General features: G+C 58.5%; 23 protein-coding genes and 3 pseudogenes. 10 read left to right on the forward strand and 16 right to left on the reverse strand.

The genetic code is table 11. The annotated features are described in order from the left end of the window. The first annotated feature begins 588 nt into the window (after positions 1-588). The 8 genes and pseudogenes from AB3X95_RS37425 (at position 589) to AB3X95_RS37460 (ending at position 6,519) form a co-directional block, all read left to right on the forward strand. A complete protein-coding gene (locus tag AB3X95_RS37425; protein ID WP_368593786.1) occupies positions 589-807 on the forward strand; it encodes a hypothetical protein in 219 nt (72 codons plus the stop codon). Positions 808-970: 163 nt separating this feature from the next. Continuing rightward, positions 971-1,201 (forward strand): annotated as a pseudogene (locus tag AB3X95_RS37430) (ABC transporter); the annotation flags it as partial. A 400-nt stretch (positions 1,202-1,601) separates the two neighbouring features. Continuing rightward, a complete protein-coding gene (gene yhhA / locus AB3X95_RS37435) occupies positions 1,602-1,799 on the forward strand; it encodes a YhhA family cyclophane-containing RiPP (RefSeq protein ID WP_318231751.1) in 198 nt (65 codons plus the stop codon). Then, entirely contained in the window at positions 1,796-2,935 is a 1,140-nt protein-coding gene (gene yhhB, locus AB3X95_RS37440; protein ID WP_368593787.1) for a cyclophane-forming radical SAM/SPASM peptide maturase YhhB, read from the forward strand. The genes yhhA and yhhB overlap by 4 nt, the downstream gene beginning before the upstream one ends. Beyond that, positions 2,932-3,516 (forward strand): cyclophane-containing peptide 2OG-Fe(II) oxygenase YhhC, encoded by a 585-nt coding sequence (yhhC, locus tag AB3X95_RS37445; RefSeq protein WP_368593788.1) that lies wholly within the window; start codon positions 2,932-2,934, stop codon positions 3,514-3,516. Before yhhB ends, yhhC begins: the two co-directional genes overlap by 4 nt. Beyond that, complete coding sequence (locus AB3X95_RS37450; protein ID WP_368593789.1) at positions 3,513-4,412, forward strand: HEXXH motif-containing putative peptide modification protein; 900 nt, start codon at positions 3,513-3,515, stop codon at positions 4,410-4,412. Before yhhC ends, AB3X95_RS37450 begins: the two co-directional genes overlap by 4 nt. Beyond that, positions 4,409-5,767 (forward strand): AAA family ATPase, encoded by a 1,359-nt coding sequence (locus AB3X95_RS37455; protein ID WP_368623890.1) that lies wholly within the window; start codon positions 4,409-4,411, stop codon positions 5,765-5,767. The genes AB3X95_RS37450 and AB3X95_RS37455 overlap by 4 nt, the downstream gene beginning before the upstream one ends. After that, positions 5,764-6,519 carry a hypothetical protein gene (locus tag AB3X95_RS37460; protein ID WP_368593791.1) on the forward strand — a complete coding sequence of 252 codons (756 nt, stop codon included), beginning with the start codon at positions 5,764-5,766 and terminating at the stop codon, positions 6,517-6,519. Before AB3X95_RS37455 ends, AB3X95_RS37460 begins: the two co-directional genes overlap by 4 nt. A gap of 602 nt (positions 6,520-7,121) precedes the next feature. Here AB3X95_RS37460 and AB3X95_RS37465 read toward each other — a convergent pair. The 5 genes and pseudogenes from AB3X95_RS37465 to AB3X95_RS37485 form a co-directional block, all read right to left on the reverse strand. After that, positions 7,122-7,655: pseudogene (locus AB3X95_RS37465) on the reverse strand (IS3 family transposase); the annotation flags it as partial. 73 nt (positions 7,656-7,728) lie between these two features. Next, on the reverse strand, positions 7,729-8,538 hold the full coding sequence (istB, locus tag AB3X95_RS37470) for an IS21-like element helper ATPase IstB (protein WP_368623891.1): 810 nt from the start codon (positions 8,536-8,538) through the stop codon (positions 7,729-7,731). Continuing rightward, positions 8,507-10,006, reverse strand: a complete 1,500-nt coding sequence (istA, locus tag AB3X95_RS37475) for an IS21 family transposase (protein ID WP_368623892.1) — start codon at positions 10,004-10,006, stop codon at positions 8,507-8,509. Before istA ends, istB begins: the two co-directional genes overlap by 32 nt. Next, positions 9,999-10,403: a hypothetical protein gene (locus AB3X95_RS37480; RefSeq protein ID WP_368623893.1), complete on the reverse strand. Its 405-nt coding sequence runs from the start codon at positions 10,401-10,403 to the stop codon at positions 9,999-10,001. Before AB3X95_RS37480 ends, istA begins: the two co-directional genes overlap by 8 nt. Beyond that, positions 10,369-10,878 carry a hypothetical protein gene (locus AB3X95_RS37485; protein WP_368623894.1) on the reverse strand — a complete coding sequence of 170 codons (510 nt, stop codon included), beginning with the start codon at positions 10,876-10,878 and terminating at the stop codon, positions 10,369-10,371. Before AB3X95_RS37485 ends, AB3X95_RS37480 begins: the two co-directional genes overlap by 35 nt. A 26-nt stretch (positions 10,879-10,904) precedes the next feature. Here AB3X95_RS37485 and AB3X95_RS37490 point away from each other — a divergent pair, with 26 nt between their 5' ends. Continuing rightward, positions 10,905-11,108, forward strand: a complete 204-nt coding sequence (locus AB3X95_RS37490; protein ID WP_368623905.1) for a hypothetical protein — start codon at positions 10,905-10,907, stop codon at positions 11,106-11,108. Here the strand turns inward: AB3X95_RS37490 and AB3X95_RS37495 are convergent. The 8 genes from AB3X95_RS37495 to AB3X95_RS37530 form a co-directional block, all read right to left on the reverse strand. Beyond that, a complete protein-coding gene (locus tag AB3X95_RS37495) occupies positions 11,094-11,396 on the reverse strand; it encodes an IS3 family transposase (protein ID WP_368623895.1) in 303 nt (100 codons plus the stop codon). The two genes, AB3X95_RS37490 and AB3X95_RS37495, sit on opposite strands and share 15 nt — an antisense overlap. Beyond that, positions 11,393-11,707, reverse strand: a complete 315-nt coding sequence (locus AB3X95_RS37500) for a transposase (protein WP_368623896.1) — start codon at positions 11,705-11,707, stop codon at positions 11,393-11,395. Before AB3X95_RS37500 ends, AB3X95_RS37495 begins: the two co-directional genes overlap by 4 nt. A 48-nt stretch (positions 11,708-11,755) precedes the next feature. Continuing rightward, positions 11,756-12,238, reverse strand: a complete 483-nt coding sequence (locus AB3X95_RS37505; RefSeq protein WP_368593792.1) for a hypothetical protein — start codon at positions 12,236-12,238, stop codon at positions 11,756-11,758. 372 nt (positions 12,239-12,610) lie between these two features. Then, on the reverse strand, positions 12,611-13,711 hold the full coding sequence (locus AB3X95_RS37510) for a restriction endonuclease (protein ID WP_368593793.1): 1,101 nt from the start codon (positions 13,709-13,711) through the stop codon (positions 12,611-12,613). Positions 13,712-14,536: 825 nt separating this feature from the next. Further along, a complete protein-coding gene (locus tag AB3X95_RS37515) occupies positions 14,537-14,806 on the reverse strand; it encodes a DUF1488 family protein (RefSeq protein WP_368623897.1) in 270 nt (89 codons plus the stop codon). Positions 14,807-14,984: 178 nt separating this feature from the next. Further along, positions 14,985-16,688 carry a phage integrase family protein gene (locus tag AB3X95_RS37520; RefSeq protein WP_368593795.1) on the reverse strand — a complete coding sequence of 568 codons (1,704 nt, stop codon included), beginning with the start codon at positions 16,686-16,688 and terminating at the stop codon, positions 14,985-14,987. Positions 16,689-17,033: 345 nt separating this feature from the next. After that, positions 17,034-17,210, reverse strand: a complete 177-nt coding sequence (locus AB3X95_RS37525) for an alpha/beta hydrolase fold domain-containing protein (RefSeq protein WP_368593796.1) — start codon at positions 17,208-17,210, stop codon at positions 17,034-17,036. A gap of 380 nt (positions 17,211-17,590) precedes the next feature. Continuing rightward, positions 17,591-18,286: a GntR family transcriptional regulator gene (locus tag AB3X95_RS37530; RefSeq protein ID WP_368593797.1), complete on the reverse strand. Its 696-nt coding sequence runs from the start codon at positions 18,284-18,286 to the stop codon at positions 17,591-17,593. An 88-nt stretch (positions 18,287-18,374) separates the two neighbouring features. On the opposite strand from AB3X95_RS37530, the pseudogene AB3X95_RS37535 reads away from it, so the two are divergent. After that, positions 18,375-18,805: pseudogene (locus tag AB3X95_RS37535) on the forward strand (transporter substrate-binding domain-containing protein); the annotation flags it as partial. Positions 18,806-19,127: 322 nt separating this feature from the next. Here the strand turns inward: AB3X95_RS37535 and AB3X95_RS37540 are convergent. Genes AB3X95_RS37540 through AB3X95_RS37550 form a run of 3 tightly spaced genes read right to left on the reverse strand, consistent with a single transcriptional unit; the run spans position 19,128 to position 22,826 of the window. Beyond that, the gene (locus AB3X95_RS37540) at positions 19,128-20,594 is read right to left on the reverse strand and encodes an MmgE/PrpD family protein (protein ID WP_368623898.1); all 1,467 of its coding nucleotides are present in this window, start codon (positions 20,592-20,594) and stop codon (positions 19,128-19,130) included. 22 nt (positions 20,595-20,616) lie between these two features. Next, the gene (locus tag AB3X95_RS37545; protein ID WP_368593799.1) at positions 20,617-21,798 is read right to left on the reverse strand and encodes a pyridoxal-phosphate dependent enzyme; all 1,182 of its coding nucleotides are present in this window, start codon (positions 21,796-21,798) and stop codon (positions 20,617-20,619) included. After that, positions 21,792-22,826, reverse strand: coding sequence for a succinylglutamate desuccinylase/aspartoacylase family protein (locus tag AB3X95_RS37550; RefSeq protein WP_368593800.1), 1,035 nt, complete (start codon positions 22,824-22,826; stop codon positions 21,792-21,794). Before AB3X95_RS37550 ends, AB3X95_RS37545 begins: the two co-directional genes overlap by 7 nt. Positions 22,827-22,845 lie beyond the last annotated feature (19 nt).

Consider the following 22,845-nt stretch of genomic DNA (forward strand, 5'->3'; position numbering starts at 1 on the left):
TGATTCGGCTCCTGCTGGAGAACGAGGCGGATTGCCTCATTCGCCAACATAGAACCGCGCGCCCGGCCTCTCCCTGACCTCAAGCGCCGGACCGTAGCCCCTACCGCGTAAGCGGTTTAGTCCGTCGGCGACAAAGAGTCGTTCGACGAGTGGGGAAACTCGCCGTTGGAACGCCTGCAGTCCCCCGGCACCTGACGGACGAGCTAGATGCGCAATTCGGCCATTGCTGACGGTCGGTGATCGGGAGCCGTGAGGCGGCTGCACATTCCATTGCCGACGTTCGCAAACCGGCGTTGACGAATGACAGCTCTCACCGCCGTCGAATAAGTCTTCACGACCCACAAGAAACCTTCGGCGTTTTGTGAAAGAGGACCTTCAGCGAGCTAGCTCCGCGTACGAACCCGCCGGCGGGCAGAGGGGATCAAGAGGCGGTTCGGCGGCCGCTGGAAGGATTGTTAGCAATTCGACACTTGTAACATGCGGGAACGTCCCCATAACGGACGGACGCGTGTTCGTTGTGAAACCAATGGGTGGTTCGCCGTCGCGCGCCCGTATGTCGCCGGTCGCCGACAATAACATGAGGTGAAGATGACGATTGCATTGCAACTCCGCAGCAAAGACACGTTGAGCTGCAAGCTCGATGGTGCCGTCATTGCGTTCATTCCTGAAGATAATCTTCCAGGCATCGAGACGGCTCTGATCAACTCCCACCAGTTGGAGCAGCTGCGAGACGTGCTCGCGTCCATTCCGCACAAGATCAATCTAATGGACGACTCTTACGAAGCCGTCAACGGCGCTACCTGGTAAGGCGGGCGGCGTCTACATCGAGGAGGGCACTACGGGGAACCGTAGCCCCCTTTTCTTCCGCGGCATCGCTGCCCGCGCGGATTGCACCGGTCCTTCTGTTCTCGCTGTTGCTCGGCTTCCGCGATGCAGTAGTCCGTGAGTGCACCAACTAGCAAGTGCGGATACCAACCACCTCGCCCTGACCACACGCGAAGCGCTAGCCATGGCGCTCAACGAATTCGAAGGCACGGTGATGCTGGTCAGTCACGACCGGGCCCTGCTGCGCGCGGTATGTGATGCGTTCTGGCTGGTCACCTGGGGCGGCGTCGAGCCCTTCGACGGCGATCTGGACGATTACCAGCAGTTCCTGCGCGACGAAGGTCGTCGCAAGCGCGAGCAGGCCACCGCAAAGTAGAAGGTCATTGCCTGAGATACCCCAGGCGGGCGGCCGGAGTTGCATGGGAGGCGAAGCGCGGACCTTCGCTAACCTTTTCAGCATTCGTGCGGACGGGCGCGTTCCGCCACAAGATATCCGCACCCAATACCGGTCATTCCAAAGTTGACCGCAATGCGGCCTCTCGGCGGACTGCTGTCAATTGCAGGTCGGTCCGCGGCTCCACGCAAAATAAATCGAGCGCCACGATGCATCATAGAATTTTTATATTATTGATTTTTAAAGACTTTTCGATCTTAAATGACCATCATGGCACGTCAGTGAATTTGCGTAAGTAATTGATTTAAATTAAGTTTTCTGAGCTTGCCAGCTGCATCATCTATCGTCTATCATAGGATTTCAATAATTTGGAGGCAAACCCATGCACCAAGCCCTAAACATCGGCGCTGAACAGCCCGTGATTGCACCCACGCACGTAACAGGTCCAAAAATGGATCTCGAAGTCAACCTTGCGGACTTCTCTAGCGTCACGCTGGCGCGCTTGGTGGAGGAGGTGAGAAACGAAGATCTCCCTGGCGCAACAAAGTACGACAGGACCTACAACCGCCACAACCGGTGAACAGCAACGCCATCGAAGTCGACACGGTCCTGCTCAAGGTCGCCAGCCGCTGCAACATCGATTGCAGCTACTGCTATGTCTACAACATGGGGGACGATAGTTGGCGCAACATGCCAGCACTGATGTCGAACGCGACCATCGAAGCCGTTTGCAGCGCGCTAGGCAAGTTGCGACAAGATCAAAGGCGCTGCTTTGCGGTTGTGCTCCACGGCGGAGAACCATTGATGATGGGTGCTCGCAGGCTAGAGCACCTGTTGCAGTCGCTGCGTCGTGTCCTTCCTCAGGGTGTCAATCCGTTGAGCTTGCAAACCAACGGAATCTTGATCACTCCGACCATTCTCGACATTTGCGCCAAGTACGGCACGTCGTTATCAGTGAGCTTGGACGGGCCTCGACCGATCAATGATCGATTCCGCATCGGCAAGCGCGGAGAAGGCACCCATAATGATGCCGTTCGGGGCATTCAGTTGCTGCGTGACCATCCGGAATCGGACGCATTGTTCTCGGGTGTTCTGGCAGTGATCAACCCGCTTTCGTCCCCGCGAGAGGTTTATCAGTACCTCAAAGGACTCGGAGCACCATCGATCGACTTTCTATACCGGGACGGCAATCACACTACGCTCCCTTTCGCTAAAGAATCGTTCGAATCGACCGAGTATGCCGAATGGCTCGTCGAGGTACTCGACGTATATCTTGCCGATGCAGCGCCGCCACGAATCCGGTTCCTTGATGACCTGATCAAGTTGTGCCTTGGTGGTCGTGGTGTTAAGGAGGGTAGCGGGCAAATGGACTTCGGTATTGCAATTATCGACAGCGATGGAAGTGTCACAAAGAATGACACCCTGAAGAGCACCTATAACGGTGCGGATCGGTTTCGCCAAACATGGTCGGTTCACACGCATCGTTTGAGCGAGATTTTCGCCAGTCAGGAGTTCAAGGAATACTTTGCGATCCAACGTCCGACATCCCAGGAATGCCGTGGCTGTGCCGACTTGACCATCTGTGGTGGCGGAATGCCGTTACACCGCTGGCGTGACGGCAGTGGGCTCGACAATCCTTCAATATATTGTGCCGATCAGCGACACCTCATCGGTGCGATTCGGCTTCGCTTACAGCTTGCGGGATTAAGCTCATGAATTTGGCCGCGTTTGCCTCGAGGTCGATCTTTGCGGCGCCCTTTCCGCATTTTGTCGTCCCAAACGCATTGGGCGTCGAAAGCAGTCAGGCCTGCCTGCATTGGCTGGAGACCGATGCACCTTGGCGATTAAAAATCGCCACGTTCTATCAACAATACGAGTTCAGCTTGCGCGACACCGTGTTGCCGAGCGCAATCCAGCCATCCTTCAGTTCTTCAAAGGTCGAGGCGTTGAGACAGTGTGTCGCTGACTCGTTTTGCACGAGACTCGCGTCTCACTGCGACATTACTGTCCACAAGCTCGTTCCAGGTCAGCGTATACGCATTCACAACGACTACATTGCTGGACAAGAATCCCATCGGGTGCTGATCCAACTCAATAGCGGCTGGACCGACGATAATGGAGGAGCGCTGCTGTTCTTCGGCTCCGAAGATGCGACTGATGTCCGCAAAGCGTTCCGACCGCTGCATGACAGTTGTGTCGCTTTTGAGATTTCGCCCAAATCCCACCACGCCGTGACGCCGATCGTACAGGGCGAACGTTACACTTTGGTATTCTCGTTCTATCGGGACGAGCGATGAACGATCTGACCGCCTTGATACTGGATCGCATCACGGATCCATCTGTGCGGTTATGGTGGCCGGGCTTAGCGAGGCACCTGGTAGATGACTTGAGCCAAAAGCGCGGGTTCGATCTAACAAGCTACTCCACGTCGGCATGGATTACCCAAGGTTCGATTTCGCCGCTGCGGCTGTTTGCCATTCGAAACACTTGTCGAATCCGTACGCAGGCGCTAGTGGAGGTTCTGTCATCGACATTGCAACAGCGCTATGAGATTCCGGGTTGTCGATTCTGGAAAGTCGATGAATTGGAGCAGAGCGCGGCGCTTGACCTTCTTGCCAGTGCGCTGGATGAAATCGCCATTGTGCCCGAACTCTCGGACACCGTAGGACAGCTTGCTCATCGCATCCATTTGTTAATGCCGAATGACGACGCCTACGATGTTAATTTCAGTGAGCCGGAGTTGCCGCTTTCGGTATTCGTGTCGATACCTCTGCAGCCACTAGAGCACATGCGATGGCGCGTGGCTGAGGCGATCGTCCACGAAGCCGGTCACTTGCAGCTGTCACTCATCGAGCGAGTCGTCCCACTGATCGCATCGCCGCAAACGGAATACTATTCGCCGTGGCGCAAAGCTGCGCGATCGGTGCGTGGCGTGCTACACGGACTTTACGTGTTCGGCATGATTGCCGAATGGATGACAAGATCCTCCGCGCCAACCTCGCATGTGCGGCAGCGATTAGCCGATATCGATCAAGAGGCCCGACAGATCGCCGATTTCCCAGAGGCCAGTGGTCTTACAGAAATCGGTGCAGCATTGGCGCGTAGTATCCTAATGCGCATCAGCGCCGCAGCGTCCTCCCCAGGTTCCTCTGAACCCGAGTGCGAAGACAAACCTCTTCAGGAATCTCAATGACCAATCGGGCAATATCCGCGACGTACCTGACCGGACTTACAGTGCAGAACGCGAAGTCGTTCAAAGGCCGTCAGGAATTGGACTTATGTGATTCCCGTGGGCACCCGTCGCGTTGGACGCTGATACTTGGCGAGAACGGCGTCGGCAAGACGACACTCTTGCAATGCATCGCCGCCACGGCTCCTCATAAGAACGCTGAATCTTCTACAAGTCGATCCGGAGCCAAGCCCAAGTTTTTCCTTGAGGCGGTGGGTGTGATCGACGATTCGGTGGTCAAACTCCTGGCGCGTGATGGTAATAGCGAATTCGCGATTCTTTCGACTTACGCGGAAAACATCTGTCTTGGGGGGAAGTCCGATCGAAAACCTAAGACTTTTCAAGTTGGCATTCGGTTTTCCTCATCGAAGAGTGGTGATCCGTTCCAGTCAGTCACTGCCAAAGAGACCGCTGATCCCGAGCCGCTAGTGCTTTCATACGGTGCTGGTCGCAAAATGGGCACCGGGAATCTGGAGGACATGCCCCCGGACGCGCTGGAAGGCGCACTGTTCCCCGACGAGCGAGAGTTGATAGATGCAGAAGAGGTGATTCAGCAGTTGGATTACGCGGCCGTCAAGCGCAAAACAAAACTGGCTCGCCGACAGCGCGACACATTTCTTGCGATGCTGGCCCAGCTATTGCCTGATGTTGAATCGGCAGAAAACTTCGTCATCTATGGGCCGTCGCCAGTTGGCCGTAATTTAAAAAGAGGCGTTCATGTGCGGGTACCTTATGGGGAGGTGCCACTACGGCAGCTGAGTTTTGGCTACCAGACGATGATTGCCTGGCTTACTGACATTGCCTGGCAGCTATTTCGTCACTATCCGAATAGTAGCCATCCCCTTGGCGAACCGGCCATTGTGCTCGTCGACGAGATCGATCTCCATTTGCATCCGCGCTGGCAACGCAAACTTCAGAAGCTGCTGTCTGAGCACTTTCCGGCCGTGCAATTCGTCGCAACGGCCCACAGCCCCTTGATGGCTCAGGCGGCCATAGGTCAGAATCTAGCGGTCGTGCTACGCGACGGCGACACGGCATGCATACACAACGACCCGTCTGTTGTCGACAACTGGCGAATTGATCAAGTTGTGACATCTGATCTGTTCGGATTGGCACCATGGTCACCCGATGTTCAAGAAAAGCTCGACGAACAAGCTCAGTTGGTCCAAAAAACAGACCGCACCTCGCGGGATAACCGCCGGCTGGAGGAGCTTGAACACTTCGCTAGCTTATTGCCAACTGGCTTGCCCCCAGCGCTCGAGCAGGCGATGGACATCATTCAGCGTGCGGCGTCGGCGATGGGCCGCCCAAAATCGTGATCCGGATCACGCGGCCGGCGGCCGCTCCCGCCCGATTGCAACTTGGGGTTGCTCTGGTCGAGGCGATGGACAACGCCATAGCGTTGAATCCAATTGTCGCGGGGCAAGAATCGGAGCCGTTTGTCTTTGATTCGAAAATCTACGGCCACAAGACTGTTAAAAACGCCCTAAAGGCGGCCCAGCACCACAAATGCGCCTACTGCGAGGCCAATTTTTCCGGAAACGCATCCGGGGATGTTGAGCACTTTCGCCCAAAGGCGTTCAGCCAGCAGAGTAAGAGCGCAGCGAAGCTGTACCCTGGGTACTACTGGCTGGCATATGAGTGGTCGAACCTGCTCTATGCGTGCGAGCTGTGCAATCGACCCGTAAAGCGCAACCTCTTTCCCCTAAAGGACCCCAACACCCGAGCACGACGATCGGCCGACGACCTCGCGGGCGAGACGCCGTTGCTGATCGACCCAGCGGGGCCCACCGATCCGCGCGAACACATCCGCTTTCGAAATAACAAGCCCTACGGCATCACCGAGGAAGGACGAGAAACGGTGAGAACGATGGGCCTGGATCGATCGCAACTGGATGATTCCCGGCTGCGCCATATTCGCATGGTTGAGTGCTTGCGGACGGTCGCTAATCTCGATGCGGTCAATCCGCAGGTTATGGTGGAGATTCAAAGGGCTCGCGCTGAGCTGGCTTTGCTGGTCAAGCCTGAGGCGCCATTCAGCGCGATGACACAGGATCTCCTATCAATCTAACTAGTCCGGGCGCCGGCTTGCACGCACTGCAGACTTCCATCGCGCACTACCGAAATGATTGGCCGGAGTGTCCGCTCTCGCGAACGGATACGGACGGCTTTGGGTCGGGAGGGTGAGTTTGCTGATCAAGAAAACTGTTATTCGGCGGTCATGCCAAACTGCCGGCCGCAATCGGCCACATTGCTGACAGAGCGGTCACCCGGTCCCAACGTCCGCAAAGGCCGACACGAGCCGTCCGGCGTCGTACACGCTTCAGTGGGATTTCGGCCTCATCGGACGATCGGCGATCGGCAGTCGTGACGCCACTGCGCATTCCTTTGTGGACATTCAAGTGCTATGGAGCAGGCTCATCGACACTGCGTGAGGCCTACCTTTTGCCCCACTGAAAAAGAGTGCTCAGCCTCGTGCCGCGAGGGATCTTTGAGATTGCCCCGGTTTGACGGACAGATTTGGAGTCAGAGATTTGATGTAGTCTAGCCTCCGTTAAAGGTTGACTCGCGGGTTGTCCACGGCCGGGCGGCGGGTCGCTTCTCTCGACCATGACGCTGTCCGGCGGTGGGCAACCCGCGCTGTGATGACGATTGATGTGGCGCATGCAGGTTTTCGAATTCGAGCGGCGAGCAGTAACCGATGCTGCTGTGCAGGCGGCGTACGTTGTACCAGCCTTCCAGGAATGAGAACACTCGTCGACGAGCCTGTTCATGGGTGGCGAGGTGTTCGCGCGACAGCAACTCCGCCTCGAGCGTGCCGAAGAACGACTCACACATCGCGTTGTCATAGGCGTCGCCGGCTGTCCCCATTGACGGTTGCACGCCGGCCTCGCGACAACGTCGGCCGAAGGCAATGGATGTGTATTGGCAGCCCTGGTCCGAATGGTGAATTACCCCCTCGTGGTGGCGCTGCTGCAATGCCATGTCCAACGCTCGCAGCATCAGTTCCGTGTACAGATGGTTGGACATCGCCCAGCCCACGATGCGCCGGCTGAACACGTCGAGCACTACGGCCAGATACAGGAACCCCTCATCAGTCGGGATGTAGGTGGCATCTGCAACCCACAGCACGTTCACCGCCTCAGCGCTGAAGTGCCGGCGTACCAGGTCAGGTGCGCGCCGCGCCCCCGCACGTTGTCGCGTGGTGCGTGGCCAGTGTCAGCGGCGGCGTCAATTTCACGCGAAACGGGCGGTTTGAAACTCACGGTACTAAACAGCATCAAGCGGCGGGTTCGGGGTCGCACTGGTCTTTCATGCGATAGCTCTTTCCTTCGATGACGACGGTCTCGGCATGATGCAAGACGCGATCGAGCAGCGCGGAGGTCAATGTGCTGTCGTGGTTGAGGATCTCGGGCCAGTGCTTGAAGGCGCGATTGGAGGTGATGACGGTGGCGCCATGTTCGTAGCGTTGACTGACGATCTGAAACAGGATGTCGGCGCCTTGCTGGTCGATGGGCAAATATCCGAGTTCGTCGATAATCAACAGTCGTGGCTTGACGTAGCGGCGCAATTCGCGCTTGAGCCCGCCATGGGCACAGGCGGCATTCACGGCGTTGATGATGTCCACGGCCGTGGCAAACAGAACCGAGTAGCCGCGCAGGCAGGCGGTATGGCCCAACGCGATGCTCAAGTGGCTTTTGCCGAGCCCGACGCCGCCGAGGAAGATCACGTTGGCGTGCTCCTCGATGAAGTTCAGGCGAAACAGATTCTGGATCTGTAGGCGATTGATCTTGGTCGGCCAGTTCCATTCGAATTGGTCCAGTGTCTTGAGCACCGGGAAACGCGCGAGCGCAACGCGCCGGGCGACGCTGCGATCTTCACGCCGATGCGCTTCGCCTTCGATCAGGCGGGCCAGATACTCGACATGCGACCAGTGCAGGGCGGCCGCCTCGCTGGCCAACGTCTCGTAGTGTTGCAGCGTGTAGGCCAGATGCAGTTGCATAAGCTGTGTGCGCAGCGTCGCCGCACAATCGGCGCCTGATTGTGGCGCGCTCGATTCAGCTTTTGTCTTTGTCGTCGTCTTGTTCATCGTTGGCCTCCGGCACGCGGTAGCACGAGAGATCCGGCTGTGCGAGATCGAGCTCCAGCCAATCCTGATGGCGGATCAGATGCAGTGCACCGGCCTCGGGCCGCTGCCGGGCTCTGGCCTCGAGCATGTTGGCGATGTATTCGCAACTGAAGGCCTGGAACGCGAGCCCGTCCTGCAAGGCGCGCGCGACGGCCTCGATGCCGTAGATCTCGCTCAACGCGACGATCTTTCGCACATGCTGGCGTGCATTGGTGCGCCGTTGTTCGAGGCCTTCGTAATAGGCCTGGGCGTGCGAGCCCAGGCTCAGGAAGCGCAGCATCAGCCGCTGTTCGCGTGCATGGTGACGCTGCGCGAGCAGGACCTTCGGATGTTCGGGATCCTCGATATCGAGGTGACGCTCGTAGCTGCGTACATGGCGGGCAATCAACTGGTTCTCGTAGTAGATGCAGACCCGATCGGGGTAGGCTTTGAGCGTGACACGCGTATTGGCGTAGCGCGCCGGTACCGAGTAGTGGTTGGTGTCCAGCGCCACGCGAAACTGGCTGTTCACGTGCACCGTGAGGATGCGCGCGACGTCGTAGGGCGAAACATTGAGCGGCTTCAGATGCGCGCGCTCAATTTCGAACAGATCGACGGGTCGCCGGTGCGTCTCCCCGTGGATGCGCACATTCGCGATGGTATCGAGCCAGACTCGGGCCGCGGGGTTGATTGCGCTGAACTCGAGGAGCTCAAGCCCGTTGAGGAGATTCTTCTTGACGTACCCCACGCCGTTTTCCACCCGGCCTTTCTCGTTGGCTTTTCTGACGTTGCAGGCGACGATGTCGAATCCCCAGTGGCGCGCGGCATCGAGGTAACGCGGATTGAACACCGGCGCCTGACCAATCAGCCGTTGCAGCACTGCGGACTTCAGGTTGTCTACCATGACCTTGCGCGGGCAGCCATGGAAGGCCGCGAACGCATGCTCATGGCAGGCGAGGAAGTGCTCCATCGTCTGCGAGACGGTAAATTCCAGATACATCATCCGGCTGTAGCACAGCACCATCACGAAGAACGACAGCCGTCGCCGGGTCGAGCCCACGGCAATCGAGCCATATTCGCCCCAATCGATCTGCGCGGTTTCGCCGGCGGCAAACGCGAGCTTCAGGAACGCCTCGCGCCGCGGCGGCCGGATCTTGCTCACGTAGTCGCGCACGATCGTGTAGCCGCCGTCGAAGCCGCCTTCGCGCAAGCGCTGGAAGATCTGCTGCGCGCTGTACGGATGCGCATCGAGCCAGCGCACCACCAGCGCTTTGAACGGATCGAGCCGGCTCGCACGCGGCGGCGATTGGCGACGCCGATACTGCTCGGCCTTGAGCCACTTCGACACGGTTTGCGGGTGCAGCCCGAGCGAGCGCGCCGTCTGCGTGATCGTCAGGTGCTGCCGATCATGGCAGTCGTGGATCTTGCAGTACGTCTCGTAATCAAGCATCGCGTTTGCCCAGCGCCGCACGCAACTGCTCGAGCCGCGCGGTCACCTCTGATTGAGGCCGCGCAAGCGGTGCTGGCTCAGGCGCCGATGCCTCCAGCGCCAGCACCTGGTAGATCGGCTTTTGCCAGGCGATCAGGCCGACGCGGATCAGATCGCTGCGGGCCATCTCCAGACGCGCTGGCGCCATCGACAGGCGCCGCGCGAGCGTCGCGTCGGCGTAGTAGCTCAGCCCCTGCGCATCGGCGACGGTGACCAGAAACAGGTATAGCGCCGCCGCACAGGCGTCGCAGCGCTCGATGTACCGCTCGCGCACCAGCCGGTGATCGACCCAGCTGAAGTGCGCTGGAATCTGCCGGATTCGCTCAGGGCAGATGACGCGCTTGATCGGCATGTTCATTCATCCCATTCAAGATGTCTTGTCCCAGTTGTAGCAACCGCCGGGTGCTACGGACGATGTCTTCTTGTAACGGGCTGTCGGTCAAATGCGCGATCAGCCCAATCAGGACGGCCGGTTGCGCCGATAAGACTTCTTGTAACGCATCGCCTTCCGAATCGGCCGCTGAGCCTTGTGTGGCAAGGGTTTGCTCGGGGCAGTCCTCTTGTAACGCATCCGCAGACTTCTCGGACTTCTGTGGCGTTCGGCGCCAGTAGCCCGGATGTTCGGCGCGCCAACGCCGCACCCGCGCGACGTGCTCCGCACCGTGGAAATAGTCCTGGTTCTCGGGTTTGGCCAGCCATTGCCGCTGGCTAGCGGCTTTGCTCGCCTGGCGACATGCGGGTTCGCTGCAGTACCGTTGGTGCCGCGCATTGCGGGGCTCGGGACGAAACCAGGCCCCGCAATGCCGGCACCTTCGCTGTCCGACGCGCTTCATGACCAGGCCCTCCTTGGGGGCAGATCATGCGCGCACACCTCTGCCCGAGCCTCGCCGTCGTCAGGCTCGGCACGAACAAAAAGCAACAACGGAAGAAGGACGCGAAAAGCGAAGAACAGCCAGGCCTTTATGAAACAAAAGCCGGAAGAAAACCCACCTGGAAGAAAAACCACCCCGAAGAAGATGACGTTCGCGCCGTCAGCTCTCGACGACTTTCAAGTTGCCGATGACAGCCAGCGCCGCCGGCTGGCCCCACACAACCCTGCCATGCGCATGAGACGCGCCACCCGCTTACGTCCCACGTGCATGCCTTCACGCGCGAGTTGCGCATGGATGCGTGGCGCGCCATACGTGCCGCGCGAGCTCGCATGCAATGTCCGGATGCGCGCAAGCAACTGCGCATCACTGCATGCCTGCTGCGATGGCTCGCGTACCAGCCACGCGTAAAAGCCGCTCGTCGAGACCCCGAGCAGCCGCGCCATTGTGGCAATGGGCCAGCGGGCCCGGCTCGCTTTCATGAATCCGTACCCTTCGGTGGCACGGCTCCCGTCTCTCTCGCGAACCAGGCCGCGGCCTGCGAGAGAATGTCGCGTTCCATTTTTAACTGGCGATTCTCACGGCGCAGACGCGCGAGTTCCTGCCGCTCAGCCGTGGTCAGCCCGTCATGCCGTACGCCAGCATCACGATCAGCCTGCGCGCACCAGTTGACGATGGTCTGCGCCGTCGGTTCGAACTCGCGCGCGAGTTCCTGCGGCGTACGCCCGGCCTTGACCAGTTCCACCATATGCGCCCGGAACTCCGCCGGGTACGGTGTACGAGTCTTGCCCATTTCGGCACCTCCTTTAAAAGGATAGGTGTCCGTTTTCGCGGGTCAACTTCACTTCGGCACCCCGTTGCGCTCCAGTTTCTGCACGGTCTCTTTGAGCGATAGTGCCTGCATGAAGAACGCTTCCAGTTGCTTGTTCAGATCGCCGATCCATAATTCACTGTCTTGCTTATCTAGGAAGTCAATCAATTTATCGTTCAGCGGGTCTGCTTGGAAGTGAAAGGTAGCGTTACGGAACCTGCGTAGCAGATCCACGTACTCGGCCTTCGTCAGAACTTCTTCGAGAGGCTCATACTTTTGTCCAAGCTCCCTGTAGCCTTCGACAACCACATACAGCAACGAGTACCAGACCTGCATACGGCAAACCATCGAGGCATGTTCACCGAAGGCTACATACTCGATGCCGAACTTTTTGATGGTCCCCTCTTCCTGCTCGGGTGTGGTCGTTTTCTGCTGTAGAACCACACGCACGGCGTCAGCTACGATCCAATGCCGGTGAAGGGCCGCGAGCTTTACTATATTTTCATCACTCATTTGTTTGCTGTTGACGTGGTCGGAATTAAAGTGGATACGAATGACGCGTCCCAGTGGTAGTTTTCATGAAGTCTCCCCACCGTCCGCAGATTGACTGATCTGGCGCCAACCCGTCAAATATCCAAAGGTCGGCGAAGTTGAGGTCTGGCACTGTTGTCGCCGACTCCGTTTTAATCCAGATGCCGAGATTCATGTGAACCGTTCGGATGTTGACCTCGTCCTGGAGTGGACGGCATTTGCGTTTTGGCTGACCGGATTATGGGCGCGTCGGCGACCGGTTCATTCTGACGTCGGCCGCAACAGACAACTTGTCTGACGTAGGGGGAAACCCACTCGGAATATGACCGCTCAGACAGTTGCGAAGCAACACGGTCACGTGCCTGTGAAGGCTGGGGATTCAGAGGCCTGGACGCCTTCATGATCCAGTCGGAACTGCTCGATGATCCGTTGGTTGTGGTCATCGAGGTAGGCCTGCAACTCACGGCGCCCTATCAGGCGAACTGATGCAGCGTTGGCGAGTTCGGTAGCTGATCGCGTGAAATAGGAGTTCGTGACGACGATGGCATCATCACAACCATAGAAGCTCTTCGCGGAGATGGCTTCCTGGACGGCCGAGTTGCCGACGTTTCCCGAGTAATTTTTCGCTTGGATCACCATCTTTTTACCAAACTTACTTACGAACAAGTCTGCGCCCTGATCGCCACTCAGTTTGGTTCCCTCGACATCGTAGCCCGCCGTCTGGAATATTTGAGCGAGGAATTTCTCGAATTCGTATCCATTCATGGCGTCCACGTGGTACATCGTGACAAACTGATTAGGATCAAAAAACTCCAGTTTCGTTGCCAGCCTCTCGACGAGGATGTCGAAGTTGATCTGTTCGCAGACGTCGAGCCAGGTCTCCACAGTCTGCCAGGGTAGAAGCGGCGTGCCGAATGCCGTGGACGCCTGATCGGCATACTGTATTTCTGGGTGGCGGATGTTGTTGTCCCACAGGAAATAGAACAACAGGCTGAGATCATCGCGGTAGCTCACCCCTGCTTCCGCTATCCACGACCGAAGAATCTCACGCAGTGAGCCCTTGACGTGCCTCGAAATCTCGTTGGAGAAGCCAAGGTATGCCGAATTGAACCCCGTTGTCAGCAAAAGTTTGTCCAGTAGATGCGGAAGCTCTTCGAGCTCTGTAAAGCCCTTGCGGATCAGGACCTCGCGAAAAAGCTCACGGTTAGAATACGTTCCATTCTCTCGTGCGCCGGGCGTCTCGGCATCACTGGGCTCGACGCCCACGTTTCGAACTGTGTGAAAGAAGTTGGCAAAGTAAGGTTTTTTCAGTTCGGAATATTTTCTGAGCACCGCGCGAAGCAGGTCGTTGAGCTGCGCCTGCTCCTTCTTCTTGCCGAGCAGATCTTTCAGGAACCCTTTCGTCTGGTACTGAAATTCGGGATAGAAGGAAGGGTCAAGCGGGACTTGGAGCAATACAGCTGCTGGCTGACCCGATGCTTGGACCGGAGCATTTGTACACCATGGGCATTTAGTTTCGAATGATTTGCGTCTGCACGAAGTACATTGGTAGATCACGAGTTCTCTCCGGACTGTGAATCTGTTTTTTGGTGGCCACCATCTTACCAACTTAATCTGCACTGCAACCTTGTAGTGTTAGAAGGACGTTGTGCACCAATCGCGTCGCGAAGCCCAGAGTGTGCATATTGCTCACGCAGAAGCGTAGCCGCCCATCCGCTACGCTCCGCCGATCGCCGAACCGCTTCAAAAAATCGACCACACACGTCTTTTGTATGCCCATCGATCGTGACGCGGTCGACGCTGCCCCCCGAGACCGACTCTAAAACATACGGTCAGGCGACGGCCGAGATTTTCTACAAACTGCATAAGCAGCAATAAGTACGTGCGAGTGACAAAGCTTGATTCCGCTCGAAGGCATCGGTACGACAGAGGATCGTGTGGGCTCTTGCACAGAACCCCTCCCTGTGGGCGACGGGTTCCGGAGTAGGTGGTTCGTTTGCGCTTCGGTGTCACTCGCAAAATCGATATCTCGTGGACGGGCGTCGGACTTGTGGTCGTCTCGGCCGCAGCCCGTGCATACTCAAGGCGTCCCTGTGGTTGTAACGCAACTAACTGTCAATCGCACCCGCCCTCCCGCTGAGCTTCGCCATAACCCCGTCTGGCAGAAGTATGGGATTTCAGGTGACGACAGCGCCCCGCCTGAAAAAGGGCGTGCGCATTGAGCAATCCGGGTTTTCCTTGCGCATCGCGAGGTGGCGTAACGTGCCTCGACCGCCTTGATCAGGGGGGCCTGAAATCGTCCGGCGCCAGTACGAGGCGGGCGCGCGGGTGCGCGAGCAGCCTGCGTTCAGCGACCGCGCGGATGCGGCTGTATCCGTCCCGGAAGGTCCTGAGGATCCGGACGTCGTCGGCCCGGGGTTCAAGCCAGAAGTGGGCTTCGAGCGCTGCGATCGTGATGGTGCATTCGACGACCGTGTGTCCTCTGACGAGGACGAATGACACGCCTTGCCCATCGGCCAGAATCTGCGGCTCGAATTCAGGTTTTTCCATGACAGGTTTCAGTGCGTTGTCGTCTGTTCTGTGCGGGGTAAAGCGGTGTGCAAATTGGTCTGATGATGCCGGCGATTGTCGCCGGCATCAGGATACAGCCTGCCTGGCATCACCAGGCGCGTAGGCGAGCTGTGTGGACGGCTTTTGACACGCGCGTCCGTAACACGAGCCGGCACGCTCACCGCCGGGTAAAAGCCTCGCCGATCTGCCGCGCGCGCTTCACTTCGTCGCTGTGCAGGTAAATTGACGTCGTGGAAACGGAAGCGTGCCGCAGGTTGTCGCGCACCGTGGTGAGTTCGGCGCCGTGCGCCAGCGCGAAGGTGGCGTGGGTGTGCCGCAACCAGTGCGGGCTCGCACGGCGCAGCTTTTCGGCGAGCGGCGGGTGATCGGTCTCGATCGCACTGGCGGCAAGCAGCAAAAAACGCTCGAGGACACCCCACAGCCGCACGCTGCTGATGGACGCGCCACTGTCCGCGTCCAGACTGCCGATGACCGGCGTATCCGGCCGCCAGCGCGCGGTAGTCGTCGGCAGGTGCCGCTCGGCCAGATAACGGGCCAGTGCGTCCCACGCGAGCGGTGGCAACGCCACCCGCCCGATCTTGCCGCCTTTGCCGGTGACGCGCAGCCAGTGTTCGCCGCGTGCGTCCGTCTCGACGTGCCCGAGCGTCGCACCGACCAGTTCGCCCGCGCGCAGGCCCGTCGCAAAGCCGAAATCGAGCAGGAAGCGAAGCCGCTGTGCGGCGGGCACTGTCCAGCCGTCAGACCATTCGAGCCCGTCGGCCAACGTGCGCACCAGTGCCCATTCTCCGTCGGTAAAGGCGCGCGACGCGTCGAGCGCCGATCCCGTTTTGCCACCGCGCACCTTGAGGCCCGCAAACGGATTGGCCAGCACATAGCGCTGTTCGACAAGCCACCGGAACAGAGCGCCGAGAATCGAGAGCGCGTGCGCGATGGAGCGCGTGGACAGGCTGCCATTGAACGGCCGCCAGTCGGGCGACGTGCGAGGGCGCACCGGGCCGATCCATCGGCCGCGCGGCGACGGATGGCGCAGGAACGTCCGGTACGCGATCGCATCCTCGGTGGTGAGTGACGACAGCGCGCGCCCGCGTTCGACGATGGCCCACAGGATCAGCCGTTCCGCTTCCTTGCGGTAGGTCCGCTGCGTGGCAGGCGACTCGTGCAGCGCGAGCCAGGTCCGCACGGCTTGATAGTCGTTGGAGGCATCCAGCGTGCAGGTCGCGCGCGGCGCGCGGAACGTGCCGGCGGAGCCGTCGACCTCGTCTGGCAGTTTGAGGGTTTCCCACGGCACGATGTCGCCGCGAGGGCTCGCGACCACCAGCGCACGCGCCTTTTCTGTGAGGGCGGGCCAGGCGGAAAAGAATGCCTCGATGGCGCGGGCGCTCGCCATGCCGAGCCCCGGCACGGCCTTCCACCACTGGCGCCGGCGGGGGATGCGCACGGTCAGATCGGCGAGCGTCGTGATGCCGTGCGCGTGCAGCACGCGCACCGCGCGCGGGGTGAACCACTGGGCGATGTCGTCGGCGATCTGCGGGTCGGGCGGCCGCGCGTTGCGCAGCGCGACAATCGCCTGCGCAACGCCTTTTGCGTGCCGCTCACGTTCCGCGGCGGGATGGGTGAGGAGTGCGATGAGATCGTCGCGATGGGCCGCGCGCGCGACGTGCAGCAGCTTGCCGCGGATTCGCCCGAGCACGCCGCGTGCGGATTTCCCGTCACCGAGTGCGGAGGGGAGGTAACGCGCGACGGCCTGCCGCACGGACACGCCGGCGTACCACGCGCGCAGCACGGCAAGCTCGTCGGCATCGGGGAAACCGGGGGCGGTGTCAGTCGAGGGCGCGGAGGGCAGGGTGAGACGCGTTTTCATGTCCCTGAGTTTAGTATAAAAACAGACACCTTAGGATAAGAAGAGTTATCTTTATAGTCGCGTTTGAGGTGACGTTTTTACGCGAACACATCGCTCGCTCACACAACTAAATTTATGGTCCGCCCCAGTTTTGCAACCCCTGATGTCTGATGCAGTGTTGGCTTGCTCAAATCTATCCGGCGTCGTTTTGGGGACTGCTGTCGGTGAAAGGATAGATCAACACCTGCATGGCAAGCGGTATGTGACTTTTCTTGCGACGAAAGCGGCGAGATTCCCGCCTGCGCTATCACCTGCCACGACCAATGGCGGCGATTTCCCCAATCGGGAATGCAGCGTCGAATGCGCTCATTCGATGGCATGGCAGGCATCATGCACTGCTGCGGGAAAGGGCGCCTCGGGTGCCGGGCGATAGTCCACAGGCAATAGTGCATATCCGCACTCGCGGGACAACGACCGGGCCATGGGCTCGAAGTCTTCAATGTCGCCTACACCCAGCCGCCGCCATGGAAATAGACAGTGCATCCGCTCAGGTGTCCTTCGGGCACGTGTAGGCGTGCCCCGTAGTGCCGGTTCTCATGGACGATATCAAAATTCTCAACGCGCTCGATTGGTAAAAGCCGCACCGGTACACGAAGGGCCCGCCCCAACTCACGGGCTTGTTGAGGGTTGACTAGTCGGTAGGCGGAAGAAGTCCGGCAGAGGCAAGCTGATCAATTAACTTGTGGGAGGCGATGTCTAGCGGCATGCTCAATCCATTCAAAGGAGAGACATATATTGAACGGCCATGCGCGCTTGGCGCCAGGCGCGGAAATCGAGGGCGCTTCCCAATCGATTGCAGGAATTCACAAGAGCTTATGTTCATCCTTCCTGACGCAGCAACCCTTGCTAGTGCAAGCCATAATTCAAGGAAAATCTATCGTACATGCGAGTCGATCGAACGGTGCCTGTAGCACGCCGTAGACGGTAATGGCCGGATCGCTCGTTTCCATCCTGTACAGGCGGCGAAGCATGGGATAGCCATTCGGCACATCAAATATCTCCTCGACTGCCCCAGCGGCGGGCGCGGCATCGATAACGATGTGCGTCTTTCGGATATGGACGGAGTGCATCTTTAATGCATCCACGACAAACCGCGCGCCGAATTCGTCGACAATCTCATTATCGATCTCAGGCGAAAGATAGGTTATGTCATACATGAACGGCGCGTCATCTGTCCAGATCGTCTTCCGAACGCAGAGCATAACGTGATCGGGAGGGGCGAGCGCGTTCATTGTCGGGTCAGAGATCTTCTCTCGCGTAACCGAAACTGCCCGGATGCTCGCGTCGTACAATGAAGGCTGCATCACGTCAAGCTGACGCAGCAATCTTTGTTGTCGCTTGACATACGTTCCTTTTCCAGGAACCGCGGTCAATTCTCCGGCCGCTTGAAGATCACGCAAGGCGCGCTTTACGGTGATTGAACTGACGCCAAATTCCTCGCTCAACATGGCAGTCGAAGGAATGGGGAGGTCCAAGGAGTATGCACCGGCCGCGATGCGTCGGCGAAGCTCCTCCCGCACTGACTCATGCAGTGATTGCGACGGTTGTATTTTGATCAAGTTTTTCCTCTCGTGGCGCAGCCGCAGACACTATCCACTATATCTCGCCGCGCTATAGATGCCTAGTATGCCAGGCATCCGTGAGATGCTTGTCGCGAGGAAAGGTTCGAACGTTCTGCCGACAGCAGCCTCTTTGAAAGGTACGACAGGGGTCCAGCAGGGGACGGTCGGAGAAACATGCGCCAATCAGCATTGGGCGCCGAACGGCGTCACGGTTGTACCGTATCAGAATCAGGATCAAGTCTCCACCGACTTGACCGTTGGCCCGCTCGATGCGTCGCTGATCGGCGACGTGCAGGTACAAATCGGCTTCTTGCTGACGCCGCGGGGCGCGAGCTTCGCATTTATGGGCGGCAAAATTGTCGATCCGACGAGCCACAAGGGGCTGCCATCGGAATGCGAAAAGAGGACACGGAATTACGGGAGAAAGTTAATAAGGCGATTTCGGACGTGCGAAAGGACGGGACATATGACCGGATCGACAAGAAGTATTTTACATTCGACGTATACGGAAGTTGATTGAATTCGACCGCAGCGATGTCCGGAAGCTACCGCGTATTCGTTGGAGTCGATTGGACGGGCATCGCGACCGCCGAGCTGAAGGTGTTGTTGCCAGAAATTCAGGCAACACTTGAACACTACGGGGAGGCCCGCAGCATGAGCGCGCGCCTTCCGCAATATTTTGCATCAACGCACCCGTCACTGCGCCGCTTCGCTTGCGGTTTCCGTGTGAAGCGAGTAAGGCAACAGTGTGAAGCCCGCCTGCCACGGTCGAGGCTGAGGACGGGTAAAACGAGGGCCGCAAACCGGTCTGACGGCACCTCTAACCTTGAGACAATTCTTAGGAACGCGAAGCACGTAGCAGGTTGACGAGCTCACGCATCGAGCTGCAATCTTCCATGCTCATGATGCGCTCGAAGATGTCCTCTCCGCTGCGCTCCATTGGAGTTCCGCAAACATTCTTCAAAAATTTTCGCTTCACGTCCAAGTCGTCGAAAGGTCTTCGCCAATGGCCTTTTGGCCAGTCGACCGACGTCTCGAACGAGCGACCGTCCGATAGCAGCAGAGTAACAGAAGACTTGTGCTGATCGATGCGCCAGAACGCCTGTTCTGCGACCGGATCCACGTCAACGACGATCTTTTGCATCAGGTCAGTGACCCTGCTGTCCGCCATCACTGAAGGAGAGAACCATCCTCTTCCTACTTCGATGGAAAGAAGAGCCATTGCCGATACGTATTGCACTGATAGCTGCGCATCAATGTCAGATAATGGCCCGCGATCGGAAAACCATTCAGGGATTCTGGAAAATGTCCGGATTAAAACCTCGTCGATTGAGTCGTGATGGACACCGCGGGTTGCCATGAGATTGGCAATTGCCTCGATGGTCGTGTGGAGAAAGGCACAGCAGGGAAATCCTTTGAATGATGATTCCCTTGTACGCCAAGTGAGACCGAGATCCGCGGAAAGGAGAGTCGCATTGAACCTATCAGATCCGATCACTTGCGCGAAACCTCTTTCTGGGTCGCTCAGCATAGCAAAGGGTCCGATAATATCCCGGCGCGCGCAAATCGCAGCATCGATCCCTCCAAGTGCCATCTGGCCATAGTTCGCCTTTAGCGCATGCGCTGGACGTCCATACTGAACGTACCATAGGGGAAGGCATGTATTGGCGGCGGCATGGCCGAGAGCTGAGCGAAACTGTTCTTCCGAACCTCTCGAGACCACCATGGCGGCGGCTCCGGCGGCTACACCGTGCCACGCGTGGTAGACCGCGAAACGCAGATATGCTTCCGGGCTAGCTTGCGTTGCATCGTGAAGCCTGAGACCTGCTTCGTAACCGGCGACGACGCCGGCGAGGAACTGTCTCGGCGTTGCGTCAAGGTGCTCACTCATTGCCAGTGCAGCCGGTATGACGGTTGCGCTTGGATGGCCAACCGCGACATCCTCATAGTCGAGGACGTCCGCAAGCCACGCGTTAACCTTGCCGGACAACGACGGTGGCAAGCGCAACGACGTACCGACAACGCTGCAGCCGTCCATTTGTTTTCGCGTGTCGTAGGCGCTCAGGATTTTTCGTCCGAGAACTGTATCGGTTCCAGCAATGATGCAGCCGATGGTGTCAAGCGTTAGCAATTTCGCCTTGTGCACGACATCGTCCGGAATGTTCTCGTAGCGCAGGTCAGTTAGAAATCGCGCCAATAGTCCCGCATGCGAGTGAGCCGGATCGTCAGGGAACAATATGTGGCCTCGCGGCTGTGCCATGCACGCTTGGGCGACCCGGTTATCCCTCGATTTCTCGTTTGTCATGTTGTCCCCGCGCACGGTCGAATCACCCTTCCGTCGCCAGTTCGCTCGTTATCAATTGAGCGGTGAATTCAGGTTGTTCCTTGTACCCATGTGACGTAGCAATCATGACGACGCGCGAACGATGTCCAATCTTTCCCTGACCAACTAATTTACGCAGGCCCGACACGGCAGCAGCACTCGAGAGCTCAACGTAAAGCCCTTCCTTCGCCAGGAGAAGCTGGTCATCGCTTGCTTCCTGATCATTGACCGCCACGCCGGAGGCATCGGTCAGTTCGAGCGCAAGCAACGACTGGAACGTGACGGTGTTCCCTCCGATCGACACCATGGCTGTGTCGCCGGAGAAGCTACTGCATACCATGCCATGTCCTTCTCTGGCACGACCGATACGCGGGAAGGGCTCGACAGCGTGAACCCTCGGTGTTGCGCTTATCAGTCCGGTGGCCCGCAAGTCCTGATAGCCTTTCGCAATACCCCAAAGGAGATCACCGCGGGCGGTGGGCACCACTATGTCTGTGGGTGGAGCGGCAGGAAACTGCAGGTACAACTCGAGCGCGATAGCCCTGTACCCATCCACGCCGAAAGGGTTGCTGCCAACGGGCGGCATAAGGTAGTTGGTGGCCGGATACCAGTCGCCACGCCTTGCGTGGCGTGCGATCAGCACCCAGCGATCGTCCGAATTTTCCATCGCGATGATTCGAGCGCCGTGCATCTCGATTGCTCTACGCCAGTTCGGGCTCATATCCGGCGTCGTTACGACAATACAATCGATGCCGGCACGCGCAGCATAGGCTGCCATTGACACCCCGGCGTTTCCGCTCGAGGCAACGGCAATGGTCTTCGCACCAATATCCATCGCGCGTTGGGCCACCATCGCGCCCATTCTGTCCTTGTGGGAGCCAGTGGGATTGGCGAACTCATTCTTCGTGTATACCGCTTCTATGCCCAGCGAGGCGGCGAGGCGTGGCAGGCTCGACAATGGCGTGTTCCCTTCGCCCAGGCCAGATGGAGATCCGTAAGACAGCCACTCTGCCATATTGTCCGAACGCAATTCGGTCGGAAAATCAGCGTAATGGGGCGCGACGCTCGCCGGCGCGTCACATTTCAGGCAAGAAGGGCAGCCTTCAAAATAGTCGTCCAGCGGGTGAAGCTGAGCACACTGGAGGCATCTCATGGCTGCTACGTTCGGATTGAGCTTGCTCAGCACGTGATTCTCCCAAGTGGCAACGCGGTGGCATCCTGGAGAAGGCCAAACAGGCAATCGCCACGGTTCGCCAGCGTCAGGTGACGCTTGCAGACCACCAGTCCGGCAGAGCCAAACAAAATCTCCCTCGGCGGGCGATGCGGGTCATCTACGGAATGAAGCAGTCCGGCAAGTTGCCCCGCCACAACCTCGTCACCAAGCTCAACCCACGGCTCGAAGAGACCGCTCGTGTCCGCGTAGACGAAAAGGTCCATGCTCTCGCAACTCATCATCCTGACAGGCCCGGGATCGGGCGCGTCACATGAGGCTAGAATGCCGATGTGTTTTAGAAGCCTCAGTACACCGTGTTCGGCAAGATCGGAACCAGCGCGGCGCAGCGTTGCGCCTCCTCCAAGCTCTGCAGTGATCACCGGAATACCCAGTTCACCGGCAGCGGCGGGCAGCGTAGTGTTCCCGCCCCCGCCTGTACCGTCGGTGAACTCCGCCAGATGCACTCCGAAGACGCGGAGTAATTCGAGCAGCTTTTCGTTTTCCGCGGTTGTCTTTGCGCCGCGCACGAGGGCACATGGAAGATAGTCGAGAGAGCGACCGCCCGAATGGAGGTCGACCACAAGATCGGCCATCGGGAGAATGACGTGGGTAACATAGTGGGCGATCATCTCCGTCGCGGTACCATGTGCACGCCCGGGGTAAAGCCGGTTGAGGTTGCCATCATCGATTGGCGAAACCCTGCGACCGGCCTGCACCGCTGGGAAATTGAGCGACGGTAGAATGATGACCCGCCCCGTCACGTCACTCTGACGCAGTCCCCTCGCCAGCCGCATCAATCCAATCTGGCCTTCGTATTCATCGCCATGCGTGCCGGCGATGAGCACAGCGGTCGGGCCGACGCCATTTTTGATGCAAATCGCGGGAACCGGAATCCAACCATAAGCTGACGTGTCGGTCGAAATCGGAAGTCGGAGAAAGTCGACCTGTTTGCCGTCTTTCGCAAAATCGATGGTGGACCAGATTCGTGTCGAGTCTGACATTTGTGACCTGTCTAAAATA

The organism is Paraburkholderia sp. BR13444, assembly GCF_040948755.1.
In the GTDB taxonomy this organism is placed as follows: Bacteria; Pseudomonadota; Gammaproteobacteria; order Burkholderiales; family Burkholderiaceae; genus Paraburkholderia; species Paraburkholderia youngii.